The organism is Citricoccus sp. I39-566 (assembly GCF_031432995.1).
Classification (GTDB): Bacteria; Actinomycetota; Actinomycetes; order Actinomycetales; family Micrococcaceae; genus Citricoccus; species Citricoccus nitrophenolicus_A.
The window spans coordinates 684,813-703,980 of sequence record NZ_CP133842.1 but is presented as its reverse complement, the minus strand read 5'-3'; the positions used below and the strand labels follow the sequence as shown (position 1 = coordinate 703,980).

Below are 19,168 nucleotides of genomic sequence, written 5' to 3'. Positions count from 1 at the left end.
GGGGGCGCGCAGGGCTGCGCCGGTCGGGACGGGGAATGAGCGGGCGGAGTGGGCGGAGGCGGTGTCGCGCCTCAGCCGTGGGCGGCGGCGGTGTCGCGCCTCAGCCGTGGGCGGCGGCGGCCCGGTCCAGCAGGGCCGCCAGCTCGGCGGCGTCGGCGGCCCGGGCGGCCTCGGCCGTGGCCCGCAGTTGCTCCGCGGTGGCCAGCCGGCCCACCTGGGCGGCGGGATCGGCACCCGGGACCGGACCGGCCTCCAGCCGGCGAGACCGGGCGCTGTGCGTGGTCAGGACCGGCTCGGAGGCCTGGACCTCGTCGAGGACCCGCTGCAGGTCCGGCTCGTCCTGGCGCTCCTCCAACATGACGAAGCGCTCGTAGACCGCCGGATTGCCGATCTTGATGCGCTGGGCGTTGATGAGCTGGGAGAGCATCGGCGCAGACAGACCCAGCACGCGGGCCAGGGATCGCTGGCTGATCCGATAGGCGGCCATCAGATCCCCGAAGCGCTGGGAGAGGGGCATGCCGTAGATGGCCTGCTGCTGGGCCAGGCGTTGATCGGTGTCCGGCGAAGGCATGGTCACATGTTACCGCCTCATTTGCGAAGGCAAAGGTTCCGGCGCGCGCCATGGAGAGAACTCCCCGGCGGTCGAGTTGTCCCCAGGGGCAGCCTCGCTTATATTTGCGAAGGTAAACATCGGTCGGCGCCGTCGGGGTGGCGCCGCGTCCGCTCCACTCGCACCGGAGGACACCATGAAGAATCGCACCATCAGACCCGAGCCCACCCGCGGCAGGCCGCTGCGGCGGGCCGTGCCCTCTGTCCTGGCCACACTGGCCCTGCTGTTGACCACCGCCCTCGCCGCCCTGCCGGCGCAGGCCACCCCGACGGCCGAGCCGGGTGTCGAGCGCCAGCTGCAACCCGTGGTCGTGGTGATGGACTATTCCTCGTCCATGCTCGAGGCCGACGCGGATGCGGACGGGACCACCCGACTGGCGGCAGCGCAGCAGGCGACCACCAACCTGCTGGACAACGTCCCGGAGGGCGCGGACCTCGGGCTGGTGGTCTACGGGTCGAACACGCCGGAGGACTGCTCGGACATCACCACCGTCCAGCAGGTCGGCCCCACGGATGCCTCCTCGCTGAAGCAGAGGATCGAGGCCCTGGAGGCGGTCGGCGAGACCCCGATCGGCGCCGCGCTGCTCCATGCGGCGGACGAACTGCAGGACGTCGACGGGGAGAAGTCGATCATCCTCGTCTCCGACGGCGAGGAGAACTGCTCCGAGCCGCCTGCCTGCGAGGCCGCGAAGGACCTGGCCGGCCAGGGCATCGACCTGACCGTGCACACCATCGGCTTCAAGGTCAACGAGACCGCCGCCGACGAGCTGACCTGCGTGGCCGAGGCCACGGGCGGCACCTATGTGCAGGCGGACAACGCCGTGGAGCTGGAAAGCCGGCTGAAGACGAAGACGGTGCGGGCCTTCCAGGGGTACAACCCCTTGGGCACCCCGATCACCGGCGGCGAGACCCTGCATTCCTCCCCCACCATGGCCCCGGGCCAGTACCTGGACGAGTATGAGCGGGGCAGCTCCACCCTGAATTCCGACGACGGCACGCTGAAGTTCTACAACCTGGGCACCATCCAGCCGGGCGAGCGCGCCCACTTCTCCGCCCTGCTCATCCCGAACCAAGGCGCGGGGGCAGACGATGCCAGCGTCGTCGGTGGCCTGCGTCTGCAACTGGTCAACGGCCAGGGACAGCCCTGCTCCGCACCGCAGAACGAGTACGTCCACGGGGATGACGGCGGACGCCCCGTGGTGGCCTACGTGGTCAGCGAGGACTACACCGACGACTCCAGCCGGTGCTACGCCGACGGGACCGGCCAGCTGTACGCCAAGGTGCAGCGCTACGGCAACCGCCAGGCGGACCTGCCCATGCCGGTGGAACTGAAGTCGGTGGTCGAGCCCGCCGTGGACGAGGCGGACCTGGTGGCCGCGGCCAAGGACGAACTGGCGCCGCAGTCGGTCGAGCTGTCCGGAGAGCCGGAGGCCGTCCTCGGCGGTGGCAGCTTCAACGACGCCACCGAGATGGAACAGGCCACCGTCCTGACGGACTCGATCATGCCGCAGGAGGCCCGCTACTACCGGGTCCACGTCGGCTACGGCCAGCGACTCAATGTCCGAGCCTTCCAGGGCAACGTGGAGAACGCCGGTCCGAACGGCATCACGCTGGACATCTTCTCCGCGGTGCGCGGCCCCGTCCGGATGGTCGGCGACGGTCGGATGCACCGCAGTTCCGGTGGGGACACCGTCACCCAGAACATGAGGGTGCCGGTGAGCCAGTCCAACCGCGACGGCTCGGTGGGTGACGACGCCTACCTGTCCGGTGACTACTACGTGGTCGTCTCGGCCGAGAAGTGGAGCAGCGACCGCAACCGCTCCCCCTATGACTACGACCTGGCCGTCGAGGTCACGGGTGACGAGGTCGACGGCCCGCAGATCGCCGAACCCGGCCTGGGCCAGTCGCCGGAGCAGCTCCCCGTCGCCGCCGATGCCGAGGCCACCGGGAACGACGACGGTGCTGCCGCCGGTGGGCCTGCGGGAGACGGCGACGCATCGGATGAGGGGCAGCCGGTCGCCACCGGCAGTGTCGACCGGGCGAGTGCCCCGATGCCCTGGTTCCTCGGCGGCCTGCTCGCCACCGTGCTGCTGGGCGGACTGACGATCACCCTGTGGGCTCGCCGCCGTCCGGTGGGCGCCGGCGTGGGGCCCCATGATCCGCACTCCGTCCCCGCTCCGGCCTACCCGGCCCAACCGCCCACGCACCGGCCGACGCTGAACGGCCACGACCAGAACGGATCCTCACGATGATCGCCCCCGGCACGACCTCCTCCCGTCGATCCGTCCCGAGAACCCTCCGCGCCGGCGTACTGGGGACTGTCCTCGCCGCCGCCGTCGCGGTCGGCCCGGTGGCCACCGCGGTCCCGGCCGCCGCTGCCCTCCCGGCTGCCGCCACGGAGTCCGCCACCGGTTCGGCGGCGCCCGGAGCGGACGGCGCCCGTGCGGAGGCCGTGGACAACGGCCGCGGCCCCGTCCCGGTGTATGAGGCCGCGGGCTCCGAGGTGACCGGCGGCGGTGAGCTGGCGTCGGCCACCGACGTCGAGCCCGGCCTCTACCGTGACGTCCTGGACCAGGGAGGGACAGACGACGTCCGTGAGGGCAGCATGCGCTTCTATCGGCTTCCCGCCCTGGAGGAGGGCGAGAGCGTCCATGCTGCCGCCGTGCTGGCTGTCGATGGCCAGCAGGACGTCGACGGCAACGACAACGTCGGCCTGAAGCTCGAGTTCCTCAATCCCCAGGGCGATTCCTGTGGCCCGAACCAGTCGGCCACGGCCGCCCAGGGATCGACCGGCCTCCCGGTGGTGGTGGCCGGGCGCAGCGACGTCATGGAGGTGGATGCCTCCTACGGATGCTTCACCGACGGCTCAGGCCGCGTGGCGGTCAAGCTGACCCGAGAGGGGCTGTGGCAGTCCGACACCCCGGTGCCGGTCGAGTTGCGGTTCTGGATCGAGCCAGCCGTCGACGAGAGCCAGCTGGCCGAGGCTTCCAGCGAAGACCTGCCGCCCGCATCGGTCACCGCTTCCGGGAACGCCGCCCCGCTCGAGGGCGGCAGCTCCTTCACCACGGCCACCGCGATCGAGCCGGACCGGGTCTATGCCGTGGAGATCCGTCCCACCGAGGTGCAGGTCTTCAAGGTCCCGGTCGAGTACGGCCAGCGGATGAGCTACCGCCTCTCCACGGGGAACAACCGGGAGGCCAGCGTGACGCGCATCGGCTCCGCCGCCTACAACCCGCTGCTGGCCGAGCCACGCATGATCGGCGGCAGCAATTCGTTGAGCCACCTCGATGTCGGTGCGGTGTCCACCGCGAACGCCTCCGTCGCGGTCAGCCCGCAGGAGTACGGCAGCTACTCCTACGAGGCGTTGCGCCTCGCCGGGGACTACTACATCACCGTGTCCGCCTCCGCGGCACGCCCGAACCGTGAGGGCAGCGAGCCGTTCCGCTATGAACTGGCGGTCTCCCTCACGGGGGAGCCCGGGGGCACCACGGAATGGCTGGCCGACGCGCAGGACCAGGTCATTGCCGGGGTGGAGACGGAGGGCGGCGCCGTTCAGGCCACCGGCCGTGGCGCCGCCGGCGGGGCATTCCCGACGGCGGCCGAGCTCGGTGCCCTGCTCGGCGGCGTCGGGGTGGGAGCGGTGCTCGTCGGTGGCGCGTGGCTACTGTTCAGACGGAACCGGCGCTCTGCCTGAGGTCGGCGGCCCCGGCCCCGGGGCCGGGGCCGGGGCCGGGACAGCCTCAGTCGCTGGTCTCCCAGCGCAGTGCGGACCCGACGTCGAGGCAGGTGAGCACCTGTGCGTCGGCTCCGGTGACCACCATGCCCCGTTCCAGCCAGGTGCAGTCGTCACCAGACGAGACCGAACTGGAGATGGCGGGGGACCTCTCCTCCGGGGACCCCTCCTCCGGGGATGCCGCGGTGGCCGGTGCCGAGGAGGGCCCGGTGGCGGGACGCGGGTCCGCAACCGCACCGGAGGAGGCACCGGAGGCGGAAGCGGAGGACGCGGAGGCGGTGGGCGTCGCGGCTGAGTCGACCACCACGGGGGTCTCGGCACGGGGCCACAGCAGGAAGGCCGCAACCGTCACGGCCAGTGCCCCGAGGACCATCAGAATCCACGGGGCCGGTGAGGCCGTGCGGGGTGCGGGGGCGCCGCGCACGGCCGCGCTGACCGCGGGGCCGGTGTCATCGTCCGAGCTGCCGCCACCGGCGCGGAGTCCGTCCTCGGGGATCTGGTCGAACACCACGAACGGCTCACCCTCCGCCGTGAGGTAACCGTCCGCTGCGGTCTGGGGCTCGGCGAGGGGGCGCAGCGTGTCCCGCGCCCGCCCGGCTGCCGCCCGTCGGGCTTCGGGATCGGCCTCCAGCAGGCCGGCGACGACGGCGGCCAGTCGCGGGTCCACGTCCGGGATCGCCCCGAGCGCTTCGTGTGGTTCCGCCGCGGCGGCCTCCAGCCCGCGCTCCCCCTTGAGTGTGGGATCGAGCATGCGCAAGGCCACGACGCCGGCCGCGTACAGGTCCTGCGCCGCTGCCGGAGCGGCCAGGGCCATCGCCTCGGGCGCCAGGTAGCCGGGGGTGCCGTTGACCCAGCCCACCATGGTGAAGCGGGGGTCGTCCTCGCGGACGGCGATGCCGAAGTCGCCGAGCCGCAGGTGCGGGCGGCCCTCGCCGGTGGGTTCGAGCAGGATGTTGGCCGGCTTGACGTCCCGGTGGATCCAGCCGGCCGTGTGCACGTGCTCGAGGGCGTCCACCAGCTGCAGGAGCAGCACGGACGCCAGCGCGGACGAGAACCCGCCGTGGTCGTTGATCGCCGCATCCAGGGTGCCCCCGGACACCAGGGGCATGGAGATGGCCACATCCTCGTCCTCGGCGGCCCAGCCGTAGGGCGTGGCGAGGTACGGGTGGTCGAGTTGGATGCCCTGCTCGCGGACGAAACGGAGCAGTTCGCCTGAGTCCTTGTGCCGCAGCACCTTGGCGGCACACCAGGTGTTCCGGCGCCGGTCCCAGGCAGCCCAGATCGACCCCGAACCTCCGGAGGCGATGTGCTCGACCAGCTCAAAGCGGCCGGCGATCACCTGGCCCATGGACTTCCTCCCTGTACCTGCCTGCTCCGTGACGACCCTAGCGGCACCCGCATCCGGCGAGCACCACGGCGGCCCGGTCCACGGCGAAGCGGGCGTTGTCCAGCACCCCGGGCTGGCCGTTGGCGATGAAGCTGAACAGCAGGGTGCGGCCGTCCTCGGTCTGCACCGTGCCGGTCAGGGAGGCCACCGAGCTCAGCGTGCCCGTCTTGGCCCGCACCGCGCCCTCCGCGGCGGTGCCCACCATCCGGTCCTGAAGGGTTCCGTCCTTCCCGGCCGCCGGCAGCCCGGTGACCGCCGGCTGGAGCTCGTCGGAGGTGGCCGCGGCCTGCATCGCGGCGGTCAGCTGCGCCGCGGAGACGCGGTTGCTCCCGGAGAGGCCGGAGGCGTCCACGAGTTCCAGTCCCTCCGTGTCCACCCCGAGCTCCGCCAGCACCTCCTCGATCGTCTGGGCGGCCCCCGCGAAGCTGCCCTCCCCTACGGCGGCCAGGGCGAGGTTGCGGCCCGTGGCCTCGGCGACCTGATTGTCCGAGGTCTGCAGCATGTAGGTCATCTGCTCGGCCAGCGGGGCGGACTCCACCTCGGCCAGCGCCGTGCCGTCGCCGGTCAGCTCCGCGCGGTCCACCTCCGCCTCCACGGTGACGTCCAGCCCGAGGGCCTCCGTCTGAGCGGCGAGCTCGGCGCGGAACACCTGGGCGGCGAACAGCGCCGGGTCGTGGAGTCGGTCGGTGTGCCGGCTGGGCCACGCCCGGCCGCCGTAGGTGGCGATCGGCTGGACCGTGGAGGCGTTGCCCGAGGACACGATGTCCGGGCTCCAGTCCAGGGACTCGCCGGGCCCCTCATAGCCCGAATCGTCCACGCCGACGACCACCGTGCCCGTGGCGCCCTGCTCCTCGAGCGCCTGCGCGGTCCGCTCGGCGAGGGTCCCCAGCCCGGCCCGGCCGTTCGCCTCCTCCGCATTCTCCCCCGTGCCCAGCAGCACGTCCCCGCCGGCATCGAGCACGACGCCGGTTCGGTCGCCCTCCAGGGGCTGGGCCACCGCCGTGGTGGTGTAGCGGTGGTCCGGGCCGAGCGTCTGCAGGGCGGCGACCGCGGTCAGGATCTTGACCGCGGAGGCGGGCACCACGGGTTGGTCCGGTCCTTCGGAGTAGAGCAGTTCGCCGGTGAGGCCGTCCCGGACGGCGGCGGACATGGTGCCGCTGCGCAGCGCCAGCGCCTCGTCCAGCAGCGGGTCCAGCGTCTCGGGGTCGGGGCTCGGGACGAGCAGGGGCGAGAGGTCCGGAAAGTCCACGAACTCGACGAGGGCCGCGACCGCGGAGGCGTCCGCCGTCGGCTCCGGGGCGGCCTCTGAAGAGACCTCCGCGGAGGTCTCCGCGGACCGGCCCGCGGGCTGGGAGCTGCCGGCCGGCGTCGGGCTCCGGTTGTCAGCCGTCCCGGAGGCCGCCGGGACCGGGATGACGGTGCATCCGGCCAGGAGCGTGGCCACCACCGCCGCCGTGGCCGCCGCTGCCATCGAGGACGCCGTGGCCGCGCCGGAGGGCCGGCGCGGTGCAGGACGTACGGTCACGATGGAACTTTCCTGGTGGGGTGGGAGATACCCTTGATTCTAGACGCCGCGCCTCGCACCACCGCGCGGTGCGGCCACGAACCCGCCGACTTCGAAGCACCGCCGAGGAGCCCCTTGCCATGAACCATGACGTCACCATCGAGATCCCTGCCGCATCGCGGGTCAAGTACGAGTACGACCACGAGACGGGCCGCCTGCGGCTGGACCGCGTCCTGTTCACGTCGATGCAGTACCCGACCCACTACGGCTACTTCGAGAACACCCTCGGTGAGGACGGCGACCCGCTGGACGCCCTGGTCTACCTGCCCGGTTTCGACCTGGTGCCCGGTGTGATCGTGGAGGCCCGCCCGATCGGCGTGTTCAACATGACCGACGACGGCGGCGGCGACGCCAAGCTGCTCTGCGTCCCGGCGGACAAGCGCTTCGACCACCTCCAGGAGCTCGAGGACATCGACGAGTGGCTGAAGCAGGAGATCGAGCACTTCTTCACGCGTTACAAGGACCTGGAGCCGGGCAAGTGGGTCAAGGCCGACGGCTGGGAGGGCCGCGGGGCGGCCGAGGCCGAGCTTGCCGCCTCGATCGAGCGCTTCGACGCCGCCGGCGAGCACACCCCCTCCGACGAGCCCCAGGGCCGTGACGTGGAGACCGAGGAGGCCGAGCCGGCCGCCGAGGAGGGCACGGAGACCGACGAGCCGCAGGGCCGCAGCGCCTGACCCTGCCCGCTGCTGGCAGAATCGGGACCATGCCCCACTACGTCCTGACGATCAACCAGCGTGATTCGCGGGAGGTCGGGGACCTGGTCGGCGAGCTCCTGCGGTCCCTGCGGCCCGTGGACACCGTGCTGCCCTTCCAGCGCTCCGTCGGCGACGAGGCCATCGGGATCGTCCCCGATGCCCGCACCGCCGTGGACGCCGCCCTGATCGCGCTGCGCCACCGCCGCTGGAACGTGGGGATCGGCGTCGGCTCCGTGGGTCCGGTGGAACCGGATGGACCGGCGGCCGGCGGCGGAGAGGGTGCCCTGCCGGACACGCAGTCCCTGCACGACGTCGGCGGGCCGGGCCTGGTCTACGCGCGGCGGGCGGTGGAGGAGGCGGCCAAGGCCGGGGTGCGGGTCCCGGTGGCCGTGGACGGCCCCGATGAGCAGGTGGCCGAGGAGGCCCAGTCCGTCCTGCGGCTGATCGGCCAGCTCGTGCTGACCCGCACGGACGCCGAGTGGGCCGTGCTGGACCTCATGGTCCCCGGGGTGCGCGGCCAGCAGAGGCCCGTGGCCGCAGAGCTGGGGATCACGGTGCAGGCGGTGTCCAAGGCGGTGCAGCGCTCGTTCTGGAACGAAGAGCACGCCTGCCGGCCCGCCGCCGAGCGGCTGCTGGCGCTCGTGGACGCGGTGCAGCTGCCCCCATCCTCGCCCTGACGACTTTCCGGGCAGAGATCACTAGTGATCTCTGCCCGGAAAGGGGGATTCAGTCCAGCAGGGAGCGCAGGACGGTGGCGGCGCCGTTCTCGTTCACGTGGCCGGTGACCTCGTCGGCCACCTTCACGACCTCCGGCGGGGCCTGGCCCATGGCCACGCCGCGGCCGGCCCAGGCCAGCATCTCGATGTCATTGCGGCCGTCGCCCACCGCCACGGTGTGGTCGATGTGGACGCCGAGGTGGTCCCGCAGCGCCTCCAGCCCGGAGGCCTTCGTGACGCCGGCCGCGGCGATGTCCAACCAGGCGGACCAGCCCACCGAGTAGGTCACGCCCTGCAGGCCGATGGACTCGACGGCCTCCCCGAACTCCTCGGCGGAGGAGTCCGTGGAGAACACGACCAGGCGGGTCGCGCTGGCGGCCATCATCTCCTCGAAGGTCACGCCCTCGGCCTGGACGCCGAAGCTCATGTCCTGGAACCGCTCGGTGGAGAGGAACCGCCCGCGGTCGTCCTCCACGGCATACTTGGCGCTGGGCAACCGGTGGCGCAGGGCGCGCAGCGCGGGGCCCGGGTCGAAGGTCCGGCGGTCCACCACCTCATAGCCCTCCTCCAGGTCCGTGGAGAGCCTCAGGGTCACCCCGCCGTTGCTGCAGACGCTGAACCCGCGCTCCAGCCCGATCAGCTCGATGATCGGCAGCGTGGCCCCCAGTGAGCGGCCGGTGGCGATCAGCACGTGGTGGCCCGCCTCCACCACGGCACGGGCTGCGTCACGGACCTCGTCGTCCATGTGGCCGTCGTGGTCCACCAGGGTGCCGTCCACGTCCAGGCAGACCATCTTGCGGACGCCGTTGCCGTTCGGCCGGGAGCCGGAGGAGGTCATGTCCGAGGTGGGCCGGTAGGTGGTGTTCTCCATGGCCCCAGTCAAGCAGACCTAGAGGACCGGCAGGACCTCGAGTCCTCCGAGATAGGGCTGCAGGGCCGCCGGCACGTTCACGGAGCCGTCCGGGTTCTGGTGGTTCTCCAGGATGGCCACGAGCCAGCGGGTGGTCGCCAGGGTGCCGTTGAGGGTGGCGGCCATGCGGGTGCCGCCCTTGGAGCCGTCCTCCGTGACGAGCCGCTCCCGGATGTTGAGGCGCCGGGCCTGGAACGTGGTGCAGTTCGAGGTGGACGTCAGCTCCCGGTAGGTCTCCTGGGTCGGGACCCAGGCCTCGCAGTCGAACTTGCGGGCAGCGCTCATGCCGAGGTCTCCGGCCGCGGTGTCGATCACGCGGTAGGGCAGCTCCACCTGGGCGAGCATCTGCTCCTCCCAGTCCAGCAGCCGCGCGTGCTCCTCGGCCGCCTGCTCCACGGTGGTGTAGACGAACATCTCCAGCTTGTTGAACTGGTGGACCCGGATGATGCCCCGGGTGTCCTTCCCCGCCGAGCCGGCCTCGCGCCGGTAGCAGGTGGACCATCCCGCATAGCGGACGGGCTCCTCGCCGAGCTCGAGGATCTCGTCCGCGTGATAGCCCGCGATGGCCACCTCGGAGGTGCCGACCAGGTACAGGTCGTCCCGCTCAAGCTTGTAGATCTCGTCGTCGTGCTCCACGTCGAAACCGGTGCCCTGCATGGTCTCAGGGCGCACGAGCGTGGGGGTCATCATCGGGGTGAAGCCGTTCTGCAGGGCCAGGTCCAGGCCCATCTGCATCAGGGCCAGCTCGAGACGGGCCCCCACGCCCTTGAGGAAGTAGAAGCGCGAGCCCGAGACCTTGGCCCCCCGCTCCATGTCGATGGCGCCGATCAGCTCGCCGATCTCCAGGTGGTCTCGCGGGGTGAAGCCGTCGGCGGAGAAGTCGCGGATGGTCCCGACCGTCTTTACCGTGGTGAAGTCGTCCTCGCCCCCGGCGGGGACACCGTCCTCGATGAGGTTCGGGAACCGGCGCTGGAGGGACTCGAGGCGCTGCTTGGCCTCCTCCGCCGCGGCCTCCGTGGTCTTCACGCTGGCGGCCAGGTCCTTGACCTCGGCCAGCAGCCGCTGCTTCTCCTCGCCCTGCGCGGCCGCCACCTTCTTGCCGAAGGCCTTCTGCTGGGCACGCAGCTCCTCGAAGGAGGTGATCGAGGCACGGCGTTCCACGTCGGCGGAGACGATCTGCTCCACCAGCGACTCGTCCGCAGCGCGGGCGCGCTGCGAGGCCGTGTAGAGGTCTGGATTCTCGATGAGGTGCTTGACGTCGATCACGGGGTCCAGCCTAGCGTCGAGCCCCCACGCGCGCCGTCATCCCCTCCCTGCGTAGACTGCGCCCATGCCCCTCGAACTGACCCTGGCCATCATCGCGCTCGTCCTCGTGGCGGCCGCCCTGGCCTTCGCCGCCGGGCTGTGGACCGGCCACCGCCGTCTGCGCCACCGCATGGACGACCTCGACGGCCAGGTGACCGACCTGCACGGGAACGTGCGCACCCTGCCGGATCGCGTGGACGCCCTCACGGGCCAGATCCGGGCCCTGGACGGCCAGGTCAGCGAGATCGCGGACGCTCCGTTGGTGTCCCGGGCTCTGGACCACCCCCGGCGCGTCGCGCTCGTGTTGAATCCCTCCAAGACCGGGGCGGAGAGCATCCGCGCCCAGGCCGCGGCCGCCGTCGCCGAGGCCGGCCTGCCCGAGCTGGCCGTCTACGAGACCACCGTCGAGGACCCGGGCGCGCAGATGGCGCGGGATGCGATCGCCGATGGGGCCGACGTCGTGATGGCCGCCGGCGGCGACGGCACGGTGCGGTTCGTGGCCGAGGAACTGGCGGGCACGGACGCTGCCCTGGCGATCGTGCCGATGGGCACCGGCAACCTGCTGGCCCGCAACCTCAAGGTGCCCCTGGACGACCACCGGGCCTGCATCAACACGGCCATCCACGGCGCCACCCGGGACATCGACACCGTCACGATCAAGCTCGAGGGCACCAACGGCGAGGTCCGGAAGAACACCTCGCTGGTTATCGCCGGCGCCGGGATCGACGCCGAGATGATGGGCGACGCCCGCGACGACCTCAAGGCGAAGGCCGGCTGGCTCGCCTACGGCGAGGCCGGCATGCGCCACCTCCCCGGCCACCGCAAGGAGGTCTCCGTCTCCCTCGACGGCGGCGCCCCCCAGAGACGCAAGGTCCGCTCCGTCATGGTCGCCAATTGCGGCGAGCTGACCGCCGGCATGGACTTCGTCCCGGACGCCCGGTTCGACGACGGCCTGCTGGACGTGGTGCTGCTCTCCCCCCGCCACGTGGGTGACTGGGTCCGGATCGCGGCCAAGACCGTGACGAAGTCCAAGCACACGATCCCCGTGATGGAGACCCACCAGGCCACGCGCTGCCGCGTGGTGCTGCACGAGCCGATGACCGCGCAGATCGACGGGGACGCCATCATGGAGGTCAGGGCACTCGACGCGCGGATCAAGCCGGATTCACTGCGGGTGCAGATCCCGGCCTCGGACGTGCCGGACTCCGCAGCGGCCCCGGCCATGAAGCCGGAGGCCGCCCCGGAGGTCACGGGCTGAGGTCGCTGGCGCTCGGCTGCTCGACTACTCGGTGACGAAGGCGATGTGGTGGCCAACAGCGACCACCTCATCGTGCTGGTTGAAGGCCTCTGCCCGCGAGAAGTGCTTGTTGCCCTCTGCCGGCACCTCCGGGTCAACGAGGTAACAGGCCGTGATGGTGTCCCCGAAGTACACCGGTTTTGTGAAGCGCACGCGATCCCATCCGTAGGACACGATGTCCTGGCCTTCCCGCTGCCACCACTGGGTACAAGCAGCCGACATGAGCCCCAGTATCAGCACCCCGTGGGCAATCCGTTGCCCGACCGGCCGCTCACTGGCGTAGGCGGCGTTGACGTGGACCGGGTGCAGGTCCCCAGTCATGCCAGCGAATTGATAGACATCCGCCTCGCTGATGGTCTTGGAGACCATGGCAACGCCGGACTGATCACGGAACTGGGTCAGGGAACTCATGGTGTGGCTTCAGGCGCCGCGACGCCATCCGGCAGGGAGTCGGAATCCCGAAGGTTGCGTGTCACCATGACGATCTTGCCCCTGACCTTGCCGTTCTTCACGTGCTGGAGGGCGGCTGCGGCCTCCGCCAGAGGATAGGTGCGGTCAACCGGAGGGTTCAGGACGCCCCGGGCGACCATCTCCAGCATCTCCACTGTGGAAGACTGCACGAGGTCTGGGGTCCGGTCCCGGTAGTCGCTGGCCTGCAGGCCCATCACGCTGATGTTCTTCACCAGGAGGTGCCCCGGCTTAATCGGGTTCTGCCCACCGGAGGCGAACCCGGTGATGACGACCCGCCCCTCCCACGCCGTGCAGCGGATGATCTGGGACAGGTAGTCCCCGCCCAGGGATTCCAGGGTGAGATCCACCCCGTGCCCCTCCGTCAGGGCCAGGACATCGTCTCGGAGGGTTTCCGGCAACGATGTCAGGGCATGGTCCGCGCCCTGACTCAACGCCAGATTCGCACGTTCCTCATCCTTGGCCAGGGCGATGATGGTGGCCCCGTGGGCCTTGGCCAGGTCCACGCCGGCCGATCCCACGCCGCCGCCCGCTCCGGTCACCAGGACCACATCCGAGGACGTGATACCGCCCCGCCGCACGAGTCCGGCCCAGGCAGTCGTGTAGATGAGACCGAAGGATGCCGCGCGGACGAAGTCGACCCCATCGGGAAGACCGATCACCTGGCTCGCGGGTGACACCACCTTCTCGGCGTAGGTTCCGTATTCCACCAAAGCCAGGACACGGTCCCCCACGGTGAAACCGGAGACGTTCGCGCCGATGGACGCGATACGTCCAGCAGCCTCCTTGCCCGGGCTGAAGGGCCGCTCCGGAAGGTTCTGATAGGTCCCCTCCACGACCAGAAGGTCGGGAAAGTTCACGCTGGTGGCCACCACATCGATGACGACTTCGTCCGGCCCGGGTGTCGGATCCTCGGCCTCACCGAAAACCACCGACGACGGCGGTCCGAATTCCTTGACCAGTGCTGCTTTCATGCTCAGCTCCTCATGGCGGGGGTTGCCGACCACTGCACGTCTGCGGTCAGGTCCTGCAGCGGCGGATAGTTGCGGGGGCCTGCAGGGATCCGTACTGACGGGTCCAAGGGCACCGGAAGCGCCGGGATTCCCTGGTCCCCATACGTGACCGTGTCTCCGGATTCGGTGGCCATAAGCCCCATCTGCACTGCCTCATCGAAAGTGTTGACCACCGTGGTGCAGATGTCCTCCCCCTCGAACAAACGGCGCCAGTACTCTGAACTATGCCCGGCGAGAATTCGGGTCAGTTCTTCGATGACGGCGTCCTCCTGACCATCGTCTTGGATGTAGCTGGGAGCCAATCCGATGAGCTCCGCCAACCGGTGCCAGAACTTCTCCTCGAGCGCGGCTACAGCCACGTGTCGGTCGTCAGCAGTCCGGTAGACGCGGTACCGCGGACTACCGCCGATCAGGAGCTCGCGGCCCGGCTTCGGCCAGCCGCCCCCACCGTGATGGGTTGCCAGGTAGCCATAAGCCAGGGTCTGCAGGTTGTGGGCCATGGAGACTTGGAGATGGGCCCCTTGCCCCGTCCGGTCACGTTGCCGGAGCGCCATCAGGATGTTCATGACTGCGGGGTAGGCCCCACCGACGATGTCTCCGATGACGGAGAAGGGGAGCCCTGGGTTCCCCGCGTCATCAGTCACCACGCCCAAGAGACCAGACTCGGCCACATAGTTGAGGTCATGCCCTGCCTTCATAGCTAAGGGCGCGGATGGCCCGTACCCGGTGATGGAGCAGTAGACCACTCCGGGATTGGACGAAGCGACATCCGTGTAACCGAGTCCCAGCCGGTCAACGACGCCCGGACGAAACTGTTCGATGACCACATCTGCCGAGCGCATGAGTTCCAGAATCCTGTCCCGGTCTTCCGCGTTCTTGAAGTCCGCAGCCACGGATTGTTTGCCCCGGTTCAAGAGGGCGAAGTTCGCACTGTCTGGCCCGAACTTCGGCTCGTAGGAACGCATCGTGTCGCCCTCGCCCGGCCGCTCAACCTTGATGACCTCCGCTCCCGACTCAGCCAGCATCAGGCTGGCCATGGGGCCAGGCACCAGGGTCGAGAGGTCCAGGACGCGTATTCCTGACAAGGGAAGGCCCATCGACGACTGTTCAGGACACATGATGAGCCTCCACTGCCGCCTTCAGTTCCTCGCGGAGCTCGAACTTCTTGATCTTTCCACTGGGCGTCATGGGCATGTGGTCGAGAAGCACGATCTGCTCGGGCAGGTAGTGCCGTGATAGCCCCTGGCCCAGCAGGTACTGAGACAACTCATCCACGGTGAGCCTGACGTCGTCCTTGGTCTTGAGGACCACGCAGATCCTCTCGCCCAATCGCTCGTCCGGAATCCCGACGACTGCGGCCTGCAAGACGGACGGGTGCCCAAAGATCACGGATTCGACCTCCGTCACCGGGATGTTCTCACCTCCACGGATGATCATGTCCTTGATGCGCCCGCGCAACGACACCCATCCGTTTTCATCGATCTGGGCGGTGTCACCGGTGCGGAACCAGAGTCCGTCCACGAACGAGTCCTCCGTGGCATCAGGCCGGTCATAGTAGCCGAGGAAGAGGGCGGGGCCCTTGATCTGAAGTTCGCCGATCTCGCCTGCCGGCAACTCCTGACCCTCAGGACCAACGATGCGCACCTCGCTACCTTTGAAAACCGACCCGTCGGTATTCTGGATGGCCTGGGGCTCATCCGGGGTGCAAGACAGGATGATGCTGCACTCCGTCATACCCCAGGCCGGGGCCACATAGGCACCGAGCGCAGCAGAAGCCTGTGTCGGAAGCTGTCGGGGCACGGGGGACCCGGCAATGATAAGCGCTGTCAGCGGACAATCGGGATCCCCGGCGAGATCAGTACGGACCATATCCTGAAGGAATGTAGGCGCCCCGACGAAGAACGTGGTCTTCTCTCGCCGCACGACATCTATGCCCCATCGGGCGTCCCATCGGTCCACGTACACGCCCGTTCCCCTCAGGAAAGCGGTCAGCATGATGCCCCAGACGAAGCCCGTGTGATGTCCTATAGGCGACGCCACGAGCTGCACCGGAGGATTGCCGAAGGCATCGATCCCGAGGTGCTCAGCCTGGTGACGAACCGAGTACATCAGGCTTTCATGTGAATGCATGGCACCCTTGGGCTCTCCGGTGGTCCCGGAGGTGAAACCGAGATAGCACACCCGGCCTGGGTCCACTGCGTCCAGTTCCCGGCTCGGGGTCCCCTCCAGATCTGACCACAGGACCTCCCCGTCTCGGAGGTCATCCGAGTCGTTATCCAGGACGATGACGTGCCGCAGTTCTGGCAGATCGGCTCTCAGTCGACGCATCATCTGGAGATGCTGTGTGCGGCGGAACGAGCGTGGGATGAAGATCGCCTTGGCTTTGCTCCGCCGGACGATCTTCTCGACCTGTTGGGGTCCGTAGGCCACGGGAATGCCGGAGTAGGCAGCACCGGCCTCGATGATGCCGAAGACCAGCGCCGCATATTCCACCACGTTCGGGAGCATGACCACGACACCGTCACCGGCTCCGATGCCCAGGGAATCCAGTGCGGAGGCCACATGATGTGCCCTTGCGTCCAGGTCTGCGTAGGTCATCTCCCCGTTCTTGCCGTCGGCGTCGTAGCCGACCACGGCGGAACGGTCCGGTACCTCGCCGGCGGCATCGGTGAGGAGGCTGCGCAGGGTGCGTTGCTCCCAGTACCCCTGGTCTCGCCATGCTTCAACTTGCGCATCCGTCAGCGGAGTCGCCTGACCGTTCAGCCTCTCGGCAATCCTTGCATTCACGATGACTCTCCTTGAAGGGTTGTCCAGGGTAGACCGGCCAAGCTGCGCGCTGACTGCCGGTTTGCGGAGAAGGAATCCACCGCAGATCGAAGGGAAGCGGCGTCTCGCACGAATCTGCCGGTCGGGTATTCGTCCAGATAGCCGTATCCACCGAGGGACTGCACCGACTGGCCCGCGACGGTGACGCCAGCTTGCAGCGCGTTCTCCATGGCTGCGGTCACGGAAGCCAACGATGCCGAGTCCGCCGACATGACCGTGGTGATGGCCTGAGTAGCCCCATTGACCTGCTCTACCAGTGATTGCCGGACCACTGGAATCAGTGTCAGTGCTCCGCCGAACTGTGATCGGCTGGCGGCGTATTCCCGCGCAGCGTCGGCGGCCGCGCCGGCTATCCCGGCAGCTATGGCGCCCGCGCTGAGGCGTAGCAGGGCGCGGGCCGGAAGCAGCTCCGTGGTGACCAGCTCAGCCCGCGCGGCATCCAAGGTCACTGAGCGCGTCCTTGCCCCCTCCAGGCCGGTGACGCCGACCGGGTCGAATGACAGCGCGTCCTCGGTGAACAACCACGCCGCGGACTCACCATCAAGGATGATCACGGCGGCGGTGTCCGCTGCCACATCGATCCGGTCGATCTGGCCGGTCCACCGACCATCGTGGGAGCCGGTCACGCTGACGTGGGCGGATTCCGCCTCCAGGACGGCCACTGCCGATGAGCCATCGGCCACGCCAGCGGAGAGATCACTCTGGCTGCCGTGGGCAAGGATGGTCAAGGCAGCCTGAGCCTGAGCTGACGCCCAGCCCAGGGCTGGCCAATACCGGCCCAGGCGCTCCAGGACGAGAAGGGTGGTTGCCAGATCCGCTCCGGCTCCGCCCAGGTCCTCCGGCGCGCCCAGAACCCACATTCCGGACTCGACGATGGCGGAACGTGCTTGCTCGGTATGACCCTGGTGTTCCGACCCCTCGGCCAGGCTGCTGGCCAAGTCGTCCAGCATTGCCCGGACAGCCGCCTGCTCATCTTCCAGAGCCGTGCCGTACCAACTCATGTCCAGAACACCTCGGAGTCAGGTTCGCGCCGCTCGGAGAAGGAACCGCTCAATTCATGAGCCTCCTTGGTGGCCAGATAGAACGTGAGCTGCTGGTCATGAGCCATGCGTGCCTGCCCGGAGATGCCGTTGTGCCGTGCAGAGAACGCGGCCTTCAGGGAACCGATGGCGAGAGGACTGCGCTGGTTGATCCGGTGGGCGATCTTCACGGCTTCGTCGACCGCCTCACCTTGTGGAACGACCTTGTTGATGATGCCCCAGCGCAGCGCTTCCTCGGCGGAGTACTTGTCGTTGAGGAACCACATTTCCTTCGCCTTCTTGCGGCCGATGGTGTCCTCCAGATACCAGGTCCCATAGCCGGCGTCGAAGCTGCCGACCATCGGACCCACTTGGCGGAAGACCGCGTTCTCCGCTGCCACACTGAGATCACACACGGTGTTGAGGACGTTTCCCCCGCCCACGGCGAATCCGTTGACCGCGGCGATCACCGGCTTCGGAATGGTATCGATCGCCTGATAGACATCGACCACCGGAAGGACCTGAGACTGATCCAGGTGGGTCATCGGGTCGTGTTCCCCGCCGATGCAGAAGAATTTGTCCCCCGCACCCGTCAGGACGCCGGTCTGAAGGGTGCGGTCTAGCCGCAGTTTCTGCAGCGCGTCCACGAGTTCCAAGCAGGTCTGGTGGCTGAACTTGTTGCCGTTCTCAGGTCGGTTGATGGTGATGATCAGGGTAGCCCCGTCGCGCTCCACGAGCAGATCGTTGTATTCACTCATGCCTGCACTTCCTCTCCCTTGCGGAATCCGCGTTCGCTCTTGTTGCCGAGGTAGCCTGCGGCCACCATCTGGCTCAACAGCGGCGGGGCCGCGAAGCGCGAGTCGTGGGTTGCCTCGTAGGCATTCGAGGTGGCGTGCAGGTGAACGTCCAGGCCGATGAGGTCCAGAAGCTCCATGGGACCCTGCTTGTAGCCCAGTCCCAAACGCATAGCGGTATCGATGTCCTCGGCCGAGGCCAGCTCTTCGTCATAGGCCCGCATGACGTCATTGAGGTACGGGAGCAACAGCCAATTGACCAGGAACCCAGGGCGATCCTTGACCACGACGGGAGTCTTGCCCATGGACTTCACGAATTCCTCGAGGACAGGGACCAGATCCTCACGGGTCTGGAGGGCTCGAACGATCTCGACGATCTTCATCAACGGAGCAGGGTTGAAGAAGTGGAGGCCGGCTACGCGCTCAGGGTGCTCGAGAGCCGAGGCGAGGTCCGTGACCGAAAGGGCTGAGGTATTCGTCAGCAGGGGAACGTCCGGACCGACCACTGCGGCGACCTGGCCCAGGAGGGACTTCTTGACCTCCATGTTCTCCGTGACCACCTCGATGACGAGGTCGACGTCCTTCAACTGGTCGACGCCGGTTACGCCGGCCACGCGCCCTTGGACCTCTGCCTTCTCGGCCTCGGTGTGCTTGCCCCGGGCGACGCCGGTGGACAGGAAGGCGTCGAGGGCCTCCTGACCCGCCTGGATGCGGTTTTCGGTCGTTTCCAGGACGAGTACCTGGCGCCCGGACTGCGCAACGGATTGCGCGATCCCAGCCCCCATGGTCCCGAATCCGAGTACGGCAACGGTGTTGATGTTCATCTGGATGC

17 protein-coding genes are annotated in these 19,168 nt (G+C 68.9%); 5 read left to right on the top strand and 12 right to left on the bottom strand.

Annotated elements, in window-relative coordinates; genetic code table 11:
* Window positions 1-100: 100 nt before the first annotated feature.
* Window positions 101-571 carry a DNA-binding protein gene (locus RE421_RS03310; RefSeq protein WP_396134570.1) on the bottom strand — a complete coding sequence of 157 codons (471 nt, stop codon included), beginning with the start codon at window positions 569-571 and terminating at the stop codon, window positions 101-103.
* A gap of 175 nt (window positions 572-746) precedes the next feature.
* Between RE421_RS03310 and RE421_RS03305 the strand changes: the two genes are divergently transcribed.
* Both RE421_RS03305 and RE421_RS03300 read left to right on the top strand, forming a co-directional pair.
* Window positions 747-2,861 carry a VWA domain-containing protein gene (locus RE421_RS03305; RefSeq protein ID WP_309814274.1) on the top strand — a complete coding sequence of 705 codons (2,115 nt, stop codon included), beginning with the start codon at window positions 747-749 and terminating at the stop codon, window positions 2,859-2,861.
* A complete protein-coding gene (locus RE421_RS03300; protein ID WP_309814273.1) occupies window positions 2,858-4,303 on the top strand; it encodes a hypothetical protein in 1,446 nt (481 codons plus the stop codon). Before RE421_RS03305 ends, RE421_RS03300 begins: the two co-directional genes overlap by 4 nt.
* A gap of 46 nt (window positions 4,304-4,349) precedes the next feature.
* Here RE421_RS03300 and RE421_RS03295 read toward each other — a convergent pair whose 3' ends face one another.
* Both RE421_RS03295 and dacB read right to left on the bottom strand, forming a co-directional pair.
* A complete protein-coding gene (locus tag RE421_RS03295; protein WP_309814270.1) occupies window positions 4,350-5,690 on the bottom strand; it encodes a protein kinase domain-containing protein in 1,341 nt (446 codons plus the stop codon).
* 37 nt (window positions 5,691-5,727) lie between these two features.
* Entirely contained in the window at window positions 5,728-7,254 is a 1,527-nt protein-coding gene (gene dacB / locus RE421_RS03290) for a D-alanyl-D-alanine carboxypeptidase/D-alanyl-D-alanine-endopeptidase (protein ID WP_309814268.1), read from the bottom strand.
* 119 nt (window positions 7,255-7,373) lie between these two features.
* Here dacB and RE421_RS03285 point away from each other — a divergent pair, with 119 nt between their 5' ends.
* Together RE421_RS03285 and RE421_RS03280 are read left to right on the top strand one after the other, a co-directional pair.
* Window positions 7,374-7,967 carry an inorganic diphosphatase gene (locus RE421_RS03285; RefSeq protein WP_309814266.1) on the top strand — a complete coding sequence of 198 codons (594 nt, stop codon included), beginning with the start codon at window positions 7,374-7,376 and terminating at the stop codon, window positions 7,965-7,967.
* Window positions 7,968-7,996: 29 nt separating this feature from the next.
* On the top strand, window positions 7,997-8,665 hold the full coding sequence (locus tag RE421_RS03280; protein ID WP_309814264.1) for a hypothetical protein: 669 nt from the start codon (window positions 7,997-7,999) through the stop codon (window positions 8,663-8,665).
* 49 nt (window positions 8,666-8,714) lie between these two features.
* On the opposite strand, the gene RE421_RS03275 is transcribed toward RE421_RS03280, so the two are convergent.
* The gene (locus RE421_RS03275; RefSeq protein ID WP_309817048.1) at window positions 8,715-9,542 is read right to left on the bottom strand and encodes an HAD family hydrolase; all 828 of its coding nucleotides are present in this window, start codon (window positions 9,540-9,542) and stop codon (window positions 8,715-8,717) included.
* A gap of 51 nt (window positions 9,543-9,593) precedes the next feature.
* Window positions 9,594-10,880 (bottom strand): serine--tRNA ligase, encoded by a 1,287-nt coding sequence (serS, locus tag RE421_RS03270; RefSeq protein ID WP_309814262.1) that lies wholly within the window; start codon window positions 10,878-10,880, stop codon window positions 9,594-9,596.
* A 64-nt stretch (window positions 10,881-10,944) separates the two neighbouring features.
* On the opposite strand from serS, the gene RE421_RS03265 reads away from it, so the two are divergent.
* Window positions 10,945-12,177, top strand: a complete 1,233-nt coding sequence (locus RE421_RS03265) for a diacylglycerol kinase family protein (RefSeq protein ID WP_309814259.1) — start codon at window positions 10,945-10,947, stop codon at window positions 12,175-12,177.
* Window positions 12,178-12,201: 24 nt separating this feature from the next.
* Here the strand turns inward: RE421_RS03265 and RE421_RS03260 are convergent, their stop codons facing one another.
* The 7 genes from RE421_RS03260 to RE421_RS03230 are packed head-to-tail and all read right to left on the bottom strand — an operon-like array spanning window position 12,202 to window position 19,160.
* Window positions 12,202-12,627, bottom strand: coding sequence for a MaoC family dehydratase (locus RE421_RS03260; protein ID WP_309814257.1), 426 nt, complete (start codon window positions 12,625-12,627; stop codon window positions 12,202-12,204).
* Window positions 12,624-13,658: an NADPH:quinone oxidoreductase family protein gene (locus RE421_RS03255; protein WP_309814256.1), complete on the bottom strand. Its 1,035-nt coding sequence runs from the start codon at window positions 13,656-13,658 to the stop codon at window positions 12,624-12,626. The genes RE421_RS03260 and RE421_RS03255 overlap by 4 nt, the downstream gene beginning before the upstream one ends.
* 2 nt (window positions 13,659-13,660) lie before the next feature.
* Window positions 13,661-14,794: a CaiB/BaiF CoA-transferase family protein gene (locus tag RE421_RS03250; protein ID WP_309817046.1), complete on the bottom strand. Its 1,134-nt coding sequence runs from the start codon at window positions 14,792-14,794 to the stop codon at window positions 13,661-13,663.
* Window positions 14,795-14,804: 10 nt separating this feature from the next.
* Window positions 14,805-16,484 carry an AMP-binding protein gene (locus tag RE421_RS03245; protein WP_309814254.1) on the bottom strand — a complete coding sequence of 560 codons (1,680 nt, stop codon included), beginning with the start codon at window positions 16,482-16,484 and terminating at the stop codon, window positions 14,805-14,807.
* On the bottom strand, window positions 16,481-17,524 hold the full coding sequence (locus RE421_RS03240) for an acyl-CoA dehydrogenase family protein (protein ID WP_309814250.1): 1,044 nt from the start codon (window positions 17,522-17,524) through the stop codon (window positions 16,481-16,483). Before RE421_RS03240 ends, RE421_RS03245 begins: the two co-directional genes overlap by 4 nt.
* On the bottom strand, window positions 17,521-18,300 hold the full coding sequence (locus tag RE421_RS03235) for an enoyl-CoA hydratase-related protein (RefSeq protein WP_309814248.1): 780 nt from the start codon (window positions 18,298-18,300) through the stop codon (window positions 17,521-17,523). The genes RE421_RS03240 and RE421_RS03235 overlap by 4 nt, the downstream gene beginning before the upstream one ends.
* Window positions 18,297-19,160, bottom strand: coding sequence for a 3-hydroxyacyl-CoA dehydrogenase family protein (locus tag RE421_RS03230; protein ID WP_309814244.1), 864 nt, complete (start codon window positions 19,158-19,160; stop codon window positions 18,297-18,299). Before RE421_RS03230 ends, RE421_RS03235 begins: the two co-directional genes overlap by 4 nt.
* Between the last annotated feature and the right edge of the window lie 8 nt (window positions 19,161-19,168).